This window comes from Massilia sp. Dwa41.01b, assembly GCF_014171775.1.
Classification (GTDB): Bacteria; Pseudomonadota; Gammaproteobacteria; order Burkholderiales; family Burkholderiaceae_D; genus Telluria.
Genome location: NZ_CP050454.1, coordinates 978,937 through 990,552, shown reverse-complemented (window position 1 = coordinate 990,552; position 11,616 = coordinate 978,937). Strand labels below are relative to the sequence as shown.

General features: G+C 65.0%; 8 protein-coding genes. 4 read left to right on the top strand and 4 right to left on the bottom strand.

All coding sequences use genetic code 11. The features are described 5' to 3' along the window. The first annotated feature begins 238 nt into the window (after positions 1-238). On the top strand, positions 239-736 hold the full coding sequence (locus G4G28_RS04520) for an SRPBCC family protein (protein ID WP_229425455.1): 498 nt from the start codon (positions 239-241) through the stop codon (positions 734-736). Between the two features lie 500 nt (positions 737-1,236). Further along, entirely contained in the window at positions 1,237-1,890 is a 654-nt protein-coding gene (locus G4G28_RS04515) for a PEP-CTERM sorting domain-containing protein (RefSeq protein WP_182991004.1), read from the top strand. Positions 1,891-2,107: 217 nt separating this feature from the next. On the opposite strand, the gene G4G28_RS04510 is transcribed toward G4G28_RS04515, so the two are convergent. The 3 genes from G4G28_RS04510 to G4G28_RS04500 all read right to left on the bottom strand — a co-directional run bounded on the left by G4G28_RS04510 (position 2,108) and on the right by G4G28_RS04500 (position 8,868). Then, positions 2,108-4,189, bottom strand: a complete 2,082-nt coding sequence (locus G4G28_RS04510) for a M13 family metallopeptidase (protein ID WP_182991003.1) — start codon at positions 4,187-4,189, stop codon at positions 2,108-2,110. Between the two features lie 111 nt (positions 4,190-4,300). Then, complete coding sequence (locus G4G28_RS04505) at positions 4,301-6,454, bottom strand: histone H1-like repetitive region-containing protein (RefSeq protein WP_183108083.1); 2,154 nt, start codon at positions 6,452-6,454, stop codon at positions 4,301-4,303. 338 nt (positions 6,455-6,792) lie between these two features. Beyond that, positions 6,793-8,868, bottom strand: a complete 2,076-nt coding sequence (locus tag G4G28_RS04500; RefSeq protein WP_229507891.1) for an outer membrane beta-barrel family protein — start codon at positions 8,866-8,868, stop codon at positions 6,793-6,795. Positions 8,869-9,342: 474 nt separating this feature from the next. Between G4G28_RS04500 and G4G28_RS04495 the strand changes: the two genes are divergently transcribed. Together G4G28_RS04495 and G4G28_RS04490 are read left to right on the top strand one after the other, a co-directional pair. Continuing rightward, on the top strand, positions 9,343-9,507 hold the full coding sequence (locus G4G28_RS04495) for a hypothetical protein (protein ID WP_182991001.1): 165 nt from the start codon (positions 9,343-9,345) through the stop codon (positions 9,505-9,507). Between the two features lie 84 nt (positions 9,508-9,591). Next, on the top strand, positions 9,592-9,981 hold the full coding sequence (locus tag G4G28_RS04490; RefSeq protein WP_182991000.1) for a hypothetical protein: 390 nt from the start codon (positions 9,592-9,594) through the stop codon (positions 9,979-9,981). Positions 9,982-10,068: 87 nt separating this feature from the next. On the opposite strand, the gene G4G28_RS04485 is transcribed toward G4G28_RS04490, so the two are convergent. Next, positions 10,069-11,427 carry a serine hydrolase gene (locus G4G28_RS04485; RefSeq protein ID WP_182990999.1) on the bottom strand — a complete coding sequence of 453 codons (1,359 nt, stop codon included), beginning with the start codon at positions 11,425-11,427 and terminating at the stop codon, positions 10,069-10,071. Positions 11,428-11,616: the final 189 nt, after the last annotated feature.

Below are 11,616 nucleotides of genomic sequence, written 5' to 3'. Positions count from 1 at the left end.
TCAGCAGTATCGTCATGCATTTTCTCCCGCGCGCCCCCTGTTCAGAAATTCGCTTAACTTAATCGCAAATGCGCGAACTATCGCGTGGCCCGGTACGACCCAGCCATATCCGGTCGAGTCCTGCACGCCCATGGGGTCGGGCTCATAGCGTTTTTGCGTGCAGGCCGTCTATTTGTCAAAGGAGAGTCACATGCTAAATCGAGTGGTTACTGTCGCCGCACTCGCAGTCGGCGGAATGATGTTGTCGAAACAAATGAAGAAGAACCGTGGTTCGAACATGGGTTCCTCGATCATCGAATCGATCGAAGTGAACGTGCCTGTGCGCACCGCCTACAACCAGTTCACGCAGTTCGAGGATTTCCCGCAGTTCATGAAGAGCGTGCATGAAATCCGCCAGCTCGATGACAAGCGCCTGCACTGGAAAGCCAATGTGGCCGGCGAAGAGAAGGAGTGGGATGCCGAGATCACCGAGCAGATCCCGGACAAGCGCATCGCCTGGCGCAGCATCGGCGGCGTGCCGAACGGCGGTGTCGTCACCTTCCACAAGATTTCCGACTCTGTCACCCGCGTGACGCTGCAGATGGACTACCAGCCGGAAGGCGTGCTGGAAACCCTCGGCGACGCCCTGGGCGCGGTGCGCATGGAAACGCGTGCGAACCTGTCGAACTACAAGGAAATGCTGGAAAAGCGCGGCTCGGAAACGGGCGCATGGCGCGGCAAGATCAGCCAGCACTGATGACAGTCGCGGCGGTCTCCGCCGCGTAAAAGCGGTCGATGTCAAAGCCCGGGGCCACTCGCCTGCGGGCTTTTATTTTGCCTGGCGAAAGTGCACGCCCAGCCCATCCGATCGAGGCGATCGCCTCCGGTCGTATCGCCGACTTGGAGCGCCTGACAACACCGTCAGTGCAAGGCGCAGCGTCGCATCGGCGAAGCGCGAAGACAGTACGCCTGTACGGCGAGACGCTGTAACGCAGCAATGGCGGTTTATCAGGCGCTCTTTGCCCCTGCCACAGCAACATACCCTTCCGCCCCGCACCCGAGCAGGACGCGATACTGCTGGGTTGTTTTTTGGTAGCTATTCTACTTTTACAAAGTTTATCTTGCGACTGTATTTACAGTGCATATAATTTCATCCGTTGCGCATATTGCAACGAATCATTTGTTCCCTAGTAAAGAGTTGTTGTCCTGCTCATCAACCGCGGGAGGCCCGGTGCCGCCCATTTACAAGGAGTTCCCATGAAACGTATTACCCTTGCGCTGGCCATTGCCCTGACACTGAGCACGGGTGCCCAGGCCGTCATCCTGCCTGTCGGCACCACGCCACTCGATGGCACCACCGTTGACGAGAGTCCGCAACTTGCCGGCGTCGTCCTCGAAGACGATGTGATGGCTTTCAGCTTTGCGGCTTATGGCGGTACCGTCTCCGGCACCGTGCAGTCGCGCGTCGTACGTTCGAGCGTCGACGGCACCCTCGATTTTTATTGGCGCGTGGTCAATGATCCGAACTCGAGCGGCGCGATCACGAGTTTTCGTATTGGGAACTTCGTGACCGGCATCTACAACGGCGACTACCGGATCGACGGCATCGGCGAGGTGGCACCCGACAGCGTCCTGCGTTTCGATACACCGAACCTGAATTTCCTGTTCGGCGCCGCCGGAGGCGGAACGCTCGGGCCGGGTGCCGGCAGCAACTTCATGTTCCTGGACACGAATGCGATCCGTTATGGCCGTACTGCCTCCTACGACTTGACCACGCTGGAGAATGGGTCGATCTCGGGCCTGTTCCCGACCTTCGCGCCACTCCCGGCACAAGTGCCTGAACCCGGCAGCTATGCCCTGCTCGCCGGCGGCCTGGGCATGCTTGCCCTCGGACGGCGGCGCCGCAGCTGAGCGTTCGCCTGCCATGCCCCGGCTGCAGACCGGCTGGGGATGGCACGCAGTCTTCTTCTTAGAGCCTATCCCGGTAGTCCGGGGAAAGCTGGTGGCGATGCATGGCAAGCGCGGGCAAGGCGCGAGGAGGCCGCATGGCTGGCCATGCAACGACGAGCAACGCAGCACGCGTTTGTCAGGCGCGCCAGCAGCGACTCCGGACTACCGGGATAGGCTCTTACCAGACGCGGCAACGCTTGACCGGCGCCATCGGCTGGCCCGGCTTGCACGCGAAGGCCTTTTCGAACTCCGGCATGTTGATGACCACGCCATTGATCCGGTACTTGCCCGGCGAGTGCGGGTCCGTCGTGGCCGACACGCGCAGGCTTTCCGGACGGTTGTTTTCGCAGGCCCATTGTGCGAAACCGACGAAGAAGCGCTGCTCCGGGCTCAGGCCATCACGTAGCGCGCTGCCCTTCGGCTGGGCCTGTTGCGGCATGCTGGCCATCTGCGTCTTCCATGCCATCCAGCCCAGGATCAAGCCGCCCAGGTCGGCCACATCCTCGCCCAGGGTCAGGCGGCTGTTGATCTTGATGTTGTCCACCACGGTGTATTTGGCATACTGGTCGACGATGCACTGGGCGCGCTCGTTGAACGCCTTGTTGTCCTTCTTCGTCCACCAATCCTTGAGGTTGCCCTTGGCATCGAACTGGCGGCCCTCGTCGTCGAAGGCGTGGGTCAGTTCGTGGCCGATGGTGCCGCCCGTATTGCCGTAGTTTGGCGCATCATCCATTTTCGGGTCGAACAGCGGCGGTTGCAGCACGCCGGCCGGGAAGTTGATGTCATTCATCTGCGGATTGAAGTAGGCGTTCACCGTCGGCGGCGTCATCCCCCATTCGCTGCGGTCGAGCGGCTTGCCGATCTTGGCCAGCTGGCGCCGGTTCTCGAACAGCGAACCGCGCACGACGTTGCCGGCGAAATCATTGGCGCGCACTTCATACGTCGAGTAATCGCGCCAGGTATCGGGGTAGCCGATCTTGTTGACGATCGCGTCGAGTTTCTCGCGAGCGCGCTTCTTGGTGTCGGCACTCATCCAGTCGAGCGACTCGATGTCCTTCGCCATCGCCTCTTCCACCTGGCGCGTCATGTGCAGCGACTTGGCCTTCAGTTCCGGCGAGAAGGCGCGGCTGACGAACTCCTGGCCGAGGGCTTCGCCGAGCTGGTAGTCGACCAGCTGCACGCAGCGCTTCCAGCGCGGCTGCTGGCGCTCGACGCCGCGCAGGGTCTTGCTGAAGAAGGCGAAATGCGGCTCGTCGAACTGCGGCGACAGCACTGGCGCCATCGTCGTCAGGACATGCGCACGCAAATACGTCTTGATGTCGGCCAGGCTCTTCGTGCGCAGTTGCCCGGCAAAGGCGCGCAGGAACTTTGGCTCGGTGACATTGAAGCTGTTCAGGTCCGGCTGGCCAAGCTCGGCAAGGAAAGGCTTCCAGTCGAAGCCGCGGGTGTGTGCCTGCAGACCTTTCAGGTCGGTCTTGTGGAACAGTTTATAGGGATCGCGCTTCTCGACGGGAGCGAGCGAGGCCCGCGCCAGCGCCGTCTCGATGCGCATCACGCTTGCCGCCGAACGCCGGGCCTTGCCCCGATCCTCGCCGATCAGGCCGAACATGGTTGCCAGGTGGGCGACATATTTGGCGCGGATTTCCTTCGAGCGCTTGTCGGTTTTCAGGTAGTAGTCGCGCTCGGGCAGGCCCAGGCCGCCGGCGCTGGCAAAGGCGATGACGCGGGTGGAATCGGCGAAGTCCTGGCTGGACGTGAAGCCAAAGAAGAAATCGGTGTTCGACATGGTCAGTTGCAAGGCCGCGAGCACGCGCGGCAGCTCGCTCCTCGAGCGCATCGCGTCGATCTGCTGCAGCCAGGGCGCCAGCGGTTCGCCGCCCCGTTTGGCGATGGCGCCTTCGTCCATGCAGGCAGCGAAATAATCGCCGATCTTCTGCTGGGTGGCGTTGCGCCCCGCCTTCTGCTGCGCCAGGCCTTCGAGGATGCCCCACAGGTAGCGCTGGTTGTCCTGCGCCAGCTTGCTGTACACCGACCAGCGAGCCTGGTCGGCCGGCACCGGGTTGTTCTTCAGCCAGCCGCCGCAGGCGTACTGGTAGAAGTCGACGCAGGGGTCGGCGCTCTTGTCCATCGAGTTGACGTCGAGACCGGGGGTATAGGGGAAAGTCGTGGCCGGACGCTCCGGCTCGGTGCTCTGGGCGCAGGCAAAAGCGGCGCTGCCTGCCAGCGCCAGCGACAGGGCAAGGCGGGTAATGTGGGACATGAACGGGCTTCCAGGGAATGATCCAGCATGCTGACATACAAATGTTGCTAAAGCAATATCAGCCAGCCGCCGGCGCTGCCCTGTCGCGGCATCGCCGCGCCGCGTTCCCGCTTACTCGAGGCGGATCGCCATGTCGAAGATCCAGGTGCGGCGGATCTCGACCACGTCGTACTGATTGGCAAGCGCCGGCGGGAAGCGCCCGTACGGCGCCTGGCTGGCCACGACTTGCCGGATCGCTTCATCGAGCGCGGGCAGGCCGCTGGAAACGACGAAAGTCACTTTCTCCACCGAGCCGTCGGCGCGTACGGCCACCGTCACGACCGGCTGGGCGTGGGTCTGCTTGACCAGTTCGCGCACCGTATCGAAGGTCATGTTCATTTCGATCTTGCGGCTCATCGCCGCCGCGTACTGGACCAGTTCGGCGTTCGGGTCGGCGCGGCCGAACATCCAGCCGCGGCGCAGGCTGCTGGTCGTGGGCGGCAGCTTGGCGGCGTCGCGCTTGTTTGCCTCCTCGTCGAGCTGCTTGCCAATTGCGCGCAGGCGCTCCTCGCGCTGTGCCTCCTGGGCGGCGCGTTCCTGACGCGCCGCTTCCTGGCGCGCTGCTTCCTGGCGGGCTGCTTCCTGGCGGGCTGCTTCCTGGCGCGCTGCTTCCTGACGTGCCGCTTCCTGGCGGGCTGCTTCCTGACGTGCCGCTTCCTGACGTGCCGCTTCCTGACGTGCCGCTTCCTGACGAGCGGCCTCCTGACGTGCCGCTTCCTGACGGGCTGCTTCCTGGCGGGCTGCTTCCTGACGGGCTGCTTCCTGACGTGCCGTTTCCTGGCGTGCCGCTTCCTGACGTGCCGCTTCCTGGCGGGCTGCTTCCTGGCGTGCCGCTTCCTGACGGGTTGCTTCCTGACGTGCCGCTTCCTGGCGGACTGCTTCCTGACGTGCCGCTTCCTGACGGGCTGCCTCCTGACGTGCCACTTCCTGGCGTGCCGCTTCCTGACGTGTTGCTTCCTGGCGTGCTGCTTCCTGGCGTGCCGCTTCCTGACGTGCCGCTTCCTGACGTGTTGCTTCCCGGCGTGCTGCTTCCTGACGTATTGCTTCCTGGCGTATTGCTTCCTGGCGTGCTGCTTCCTGGCGTGCTGCTTCCTGGCGTGCTGCTTCCTGGCGTGCTGCGTCCTGGCGTGCTGCGTCCTGGCGTGCTGCGTCCTGGCGTGCTGCTTCCTGGCGCGCTGTCTCCTGACGTGCTGCTTCCTCGCGTGCCTTCTCCTGACGGGCCGCTTCCGCTTGCGTCAGTTCGGCAAGCCTTGCCTGTTCCTGCCTTGCCTGTTCCTGTTTCGCCTGCTCGCTCCGCAGCGCTTCGCGCGCCAGGCCTTGCTGGCGCTCCGCTTCCACGCGCGCCGTTTCGACCTGGCTGCTTCCGCGGCGCGGGCAGCATCCTGGCGCAGCTGTTCGGCGTGCCGCCTCCAACCGTGCTGCTTCCTTGCGCGTTGCTTCCAGCTGCAGGGTGTCGAGGCGCTGCTGCTCCTGGCGGGCCGCCTCCTGCTGCTCGGCCAGCCTCGCCTGCTCCTGCTTCAACGTTTCCTGTTTCAAGGCTTCCTGTTTCAGCGCTTCCTGTTTCAAGGCATCCTGTTTCAGCGCTTCCTGCTTCAGCGCCTCACGGGCCAGTTCCTGGCGCTCGGTTTCTTTCCTGGCTTCCTGCTCGGCGCGGACGGACTCCGCGCGCTCGCGCTTCTGGCGTGCCGCTTCGCGCTGGGCGTCAAGCAGTTCCGCCTGGCGCCTGCGCTCTGCCGCCTTTTTCTCGACGCGTTCCTGTTCACGTGCCCGCGCGCCGTCCTCCCGCGCTGCCGCCTTGCCTACTTCGGCATCCTCCCCGGACGCCTGCTGGCCTGCCACGAAGCCGGGCGCCGCCTTCAATAGCTCCGCGGTGGACACCGGCGTTGGAAGGGGCGCGACCGATGCCACAGGCACCACAGGCGCGACCGGTTCGGCCACCGCGGCAGGTTTGACTGGTACAGGAGGAGGCGCCGTGCGTGGGCGCGGCGCGGGCGCCGCCTTGACGTCATTTCGATGCGGCGCTGGCGTAACGGAAGGTGCAGGCGCCGCCGCAGCGGGCGCGGCTTTCGGCACGGCCGGCGCCAGCTGGATGCGCAACTCGTTCGCTCCCAGGCGCCGCTCTTCCCGTGGAAAATGCATGCCGGGCAGCCCGAAGGCCTGGCCGCCGATGGAAATACTCAGCAGCAAGCCATGCACGAGCAGCGACAGCAGCATCGCCGCCTGCATCCGCTCGGGTCCGCGCCCGGCGACGACTGCCCTCCCCAGCCGGAAACGTCCCGGCGCAGGCGCGCGGCAAGGTCTTGCAAGACCGCCTTGCTTCTGCCCTGCGCGAACTGGATCGATTTGGCCATGGTGACGAGTACAAAGATGCCATTGAGGCAACGAACTCGGCGATGCTATCACAAGGGCAGGTTTTCTAGATTTCAGGAAACGTGCGCGCCCCTGGCCGCGGGCGGGATGGCCGCCCGCCCGCCGCCGGTTCAGCCTCCCGGCCCGCCCGCACCGCCCATCGGACCTATGCCCCCATGCCGCCAGGGCTGCGGGGACCATCCGGACCACCGGGGTCACGCATGCCCGGTCCACCAGGGACCGCCCGGACGCCCTGCGCCGGCGCTGAAACCGCCGAAGCGGTAACTCAGGGCAACCATCACGCGGCGGCCGTCGGGGCGCCGGATGCTGTACTCGCGCAGGCGGTCGGTCTCGGTGATGATTTCGGTTTTCTGCGAATCGAACAGGTCGCTGACGTTGACCACCAGGCTCAATGTCGGCGTCACGCTACGGCGGTAGCCGATGTCGGCGGTATAGCTCGGCTGGCGGTAACCTTCGCCGAACAGGGTCTTGCCCTGGGCGTTGAGCGACAGGTTGAAGTTGTTCTCGCGGTTGTACTGGTAAGCGATGCGTGCGCGCCCGGTAATCGAGGTCGCGCTGCGCGTGGCATCGCCCTGCCTGCCCAGCACCGTCTGTTCGGCATGGCCGACGTTGCCGCTGGCGCTGATGTTGAGCTTTTCGGTGGCCTTGCCGCCCAGCGTGAACTCCAGGCCGCCGGAGCGGCTGCTGCCGGCATTCTCGCGCGTGGTCAGCAGGACGTTGTCGGCGATGAAAATGCGGCGCTCGGAGATCAGGTCGGTCTCGCGCCGTCCGTACAGGCGCACCGTCGTGTCCACCTTGCCGAGCTTGGTCTCGAGGCCCAGCTCGAGCGAATGGGAATCGCTCGGCTGCAGGCTCGGGTTGCCCGATGAAACGTTGAACTCGTCGACATAGACCACGAAGGGGTTCAGGTCGCCCGCGCCCGGACGACGGATGCGCTTGGCATAGTTCAGGCGGATCGTGGTGTCGTCCGACCAGCCATAGGTCACGAAGGCGCTCGGGATCGCATCGAGGTAGTGGTTGCCGGCGCGAACGTTCGTCGTCGCCTGGAACATGTCGACGTCGGTGTATTCGGTGCGCAGGCCGCCGCTCACGCTCCACGCGCGGTCGATGCGCCACTGGTAGGAGGCGTACAGTGCGGCCGTCGTCTCGTCGAGCTCGAAGCGGTTGGTGCGTGCCGTGTTGCTGCGTTCGGCCCCACCCGGCGCGTCGATGTCGAAGTAGGCGTTGTCGAAGACATTGCTGGTACGCGCCAGCTTGTAGCCGGCCCTGAAGGTGCCGTGCTCGCCCGGCAGTTCATAGTCGCCGGTGAAGTCGGCGATGCGGTTCTCGGACAGGTTGTCCAGGCGGCTGCGCGGGGCTTGCGCGCGCAGCGGGCGCACCGTGTAGTCGGTGGCGTAGCGCGCGTCGCCCTCAATCCTCGCACCGGACAGGCGCAGGTCGAATTTCATGACTTCGTTGGGCGCGTCGCCCTTGTGGTCGAGGCGTGCGCTGACGCCGTAATTGCGGTTGCGCCCGTCGCGCGCCCCGGTACGCAGATAGTCGCTGTCGACCAGGCCGGCCGTATTGGTGCCGAGGTAGCGCTCGCTCGAGACGCCCTCGGTCGATTGCGACATGAAGTTGGCGCCGGCGGCCAGCACATCCTTGTCGCCCAGGTTGTAGCTGACCATGCCCTGCAGGCTGGCCGTCTGCTGGCGCGCGTCGCTGGAGGTGTCCTGGCTGCTGTGCGCACGCGCACCGGTCAGCGGATCGATGCGCTCGCGCCGGGTTTCGCCGGTGCCGTGGCGCTCTTCCTTGCGGATGTAGCCGCCGCCCTGGATGCTCATGCGCCCGGTCGTGTAGCTGCCCGCGGCATTCACGCCCGCCCGCCCGCCGCTGCCGGCGATGGCGGTCACGCTGCCGAAACCGCCCGGCCGGCGCTCGCGCCGCATCACCAGGTTGATGATGGGACCGCCGCCGCCCTCGTTGCCGAACTGGGCGCCCGGATTGTTGATGACCTCGACCGAATCGAGGTCCCCCGCCGGCATCGAACTGATCGCCATGGCGCGGTTCTCGCCCTGCATCATGGCCGAGGGCTTGCCGTCGACGTAGATCTGGACATTGGTCTTGCCGCGCAGGGTGACGGCGCCATCGGCATCGACCGCCACCGAGGGCACCTTGTTGAGGGTATCGGCGACGGTATCGCTCACGGTGGCCGGATCGGCCTTGACGTCATAGACCTGGCGGTCGGTGCGGTTGCCGCTCCGCTGGGCGGTCACCGACACCGTGTTCACCGGCTGCCCGTCGGGCGAGCCACGGGGTTGCGCCGGGGTGGCTGCCGTGGAGACGGGTGCGGCAGGCGCCGGGTTGGCCGCTGTCGCCGCCGGGGTGGCGGCAGCGGCGCACTCCGTCGTCGTGGCCTGCCCAGGCCCCGAACTGGCGGCCGCTGCGCATACGGGCGTCCGGCCTGCGGAGCCACCGGCGCTACCGCCGAAGCGGGCGCCTCCTGCGCCAATGCGGCGCCCGACAAAAACAGCGCGCCAAGAACGGCGCAGGGCAAGGGGCGCAGCAGGGGGATAGCGCGAAGCGACGGGGACGGCGAACGGTGTGTATGCGGCATGGATGGCGTGCGAATGCTGAGTGTTAAGCAACAGGGATTGTCGCACGGACTTGCCGCAAATTAACCCCCGAACGGTAACGATTTCTCGTAACGCAATGTTTCGAAAGGGGCAGGTTTGTATCGCACAACACCCTTTTTGCATAAGCAGATGAAACAATTGGTGAATTTTCGCGCGTTTCCAAGCAGTAAAATCAAGCCAAGGTTTGCCAATTCCAGAGGTTCGCGCATGATGAAATCCGCTTTGCCGGGCACCCTGCTCGCTGTTACCTGTTCGATCGCCCGGTCGCTGGCGCGCGCCAACGCCTGCCGCTAAAGTGGCAGCCTGCCCCGGAGTGCGCGCCATGCGAGCCACCTGCGCCACACCCCTCGCCTCGCCCGCCACCGGCTACCTGCACTGGTGCCGGAAACGCCGCCGCCCGCGCTGATCGACGTGCCGACGCGCGTCATCGTCATCGTCGACGCGCAGGTAACGCCCGCCTGGCAGACCCTGGTGAGCCAGTGGCTGGTGCGCGCCGGCTGCCTGTACATGCTGGCCTGGGGCACGGACTGCAGCTCCTGGGACAACTCCGTCGACTGGGCCAACATCGCGCGCTTCGGCGGCAAGGCGATTCCCGACGACGGCTTCGTGGTCACCACCTGGCACCTCGACAAGCCCCTGGAAGAGGTGTTCTGGTACGCGAAAAACCTGGCGGTCCACCCCGCCGTCAGGCTCGAGCGCACCATCCTCCTCGAGATCTCGGCGCACAGCCGCCGCGACGAACTGCTGCAGGCCTACGCGTCGACCTGAGGCGGCGCCGCGCGCGTCTGCGTGGACGGTGCCGGACGCCGCGGGCCGCGGTTGAAACAGGTGCCGCAATCATGGCGGCGCTGGCCCTCAGTCCGGGAACACGCCGATCGCCTCGACTTCGCCGGCCTTGTTCACGGCAAAGCGCATGACTGCCGTATCGTGCTCGCCACGCAGGCGGTAGGCATACTGGCGCAAGTTGTCCTTGGCCTTGCGCTCGATCGGCTCGATTGTGCCGATCTTGCCGAACTCGCCCATGTCCTGGGCGACCATGGCCATGAACTCCGGCGTGAACTGCTTGCGCGCCGCTTTCGACAGGCGCGGCGGCGCCACCCCACGTTCGAAGTGCGTCACGATGTCGCGAGCGTGTGCGTTGGCTTCCGGGTCGGTATCGGGCAGTACCGGGGGCACCAGGCCGGGCAGGTAGTGGGCCGCCACCAGGCTGGCGATCTTTTCCGCCGGCGCCGAACTCGAATTGCCCAGCACGACCACGGTCAGGCGGTCGTCGACGAAGCGGCTGAACTGGCTGCGAAAGCCCTGCCACAAGCCGTTGTGGGCGATACGCCGGTGCCCGTTCACCGGTGCCAGGTCCCAGCCGAAGCCATACGGGAAGCTGCCGCCGTCCTTCAGCCTGACCGGTGTCCAGCTCGCTTCCCTGGCGGCGGCATCGAGGATCTTGTCGTCATACAGTGCCAGGTCCCACAAGGCCAGGTCGCGCGCCGTCAGGTACAGGCTGCCGTCGGCGGTGCGGTTCATCGTCGGCGACACCCATTCCTGGTTCGTCAACTGGCCATCGCGCCATTCGTAACCGGCGGCCCGGTGCGGCACGATGTCGCGCTCGCTGATGATGCGCGTGCTCATGCCGAGCGGGGCGAAGATGCGTTCGCGCAGCTGGTCGCCATAGAACTTGCCGCCTGCCCGGTTGCAGATATAGCCCAGCAGGTGGTAGCCGGTATTGCTGTACTCCCATCTGGCGCCCGGCTGGAAACGCAAGGGCATGGAGGCCGCCAGCGCGATCATCCGGGTGTCCGTGTAATCCTTGCGCAGGTCGACCTTCTTCTCCGGGTCGCCCACGCCGGAAGTATGCGTCAGCAGGTGGCGCACCGTGATCGCGCTCCATGACTTCGGGGTATGCGGGAGGTAGCGCGCAATCGGCGCGTCGAGCTGCAGCTTTCCATCTCTGGCCAACAACATGACAAGCGCGGCGGTGAACTGCTTGCCCACCGAGCCGGACTGGAACAGGGTGTCGGGCCCCACCGGCACCTGGTGTTCGACATTCGCCAGGCCATAGCCCTGTTCGCGAATGATTTTGCCATCACGCACGACCGCCAGGCTGAGCCCGGGCGTATGGGTGCGCTGCATGTAGGCGTTGACGATGTCATCCACTTCATCGGCGTTTGCCTGCGTGCATAGGGCAAGCAAGGACAATACAAGGGCCAACAAACGCATGGAGCTTCCTTTCTATGGTAATTTTGATTACCGAACTCTAGCATTAAACTTACTATAACGTAGCAAACATTTTTGCCAAATCGTTTGTTAGGGCTTGGCTGGCGGATGGACTCTACTCCCCGGGCATGCTTGCGAATTCACAAATACTTTCCTAAAAAGGGCATACTCATGCACGCGGCCGCCACGCGC

What these genes read in the sequence shown, in the direction of transcription:
- G4G28_RS04510 (WP_182991003.1), bottom strand. Translation starts at nt 4,189, where the DNA reads ATGTCCCACATTACCCGCCTTGCCCTGTCGCTGGCGCTGGCAGGCAGC.
- G4G28_RS04505 (WP_183108083.1), bottom strand. Translation starts at nt 6,454, where the DNA reads ATGCAGGCGGCGATGCTGCTGTCGCTGCTCGTGCATGGCTTGCTGCTG.
- G4G28_RS04515 (WP_182991004.1), top strand. Translation starts at nt 1,237, where the DNA reads ATGAAACGTATTACCCTTGCGCTGGCCATTGCCCTGACACTGAGCACG.
- G4G28_RS04485 (WP_182990999.1), bottom strand. Translation starts at nt 11,427, where the DNA reads ATGCGTTTGTTGGCCCTTGTATTGTCCTTGCTTGCCCTATGCACGCAG.
- G4G28_RS04520 (WP_229425455.1), top strand. Translation starts at nt 239, where the DNA reads ATGTTGTCGAAACAAATGAAGAAGAACCGTGGTTCGAACATGGGTTCC.
- G4G28_RS04495 (WP_182991001.1), top strand. Translation starts at nt 9,343, where the DNA reads ATGAAACAATTGGTGAATTTTCGCGCGTTTCCAAGCAGTAAAATCAAG.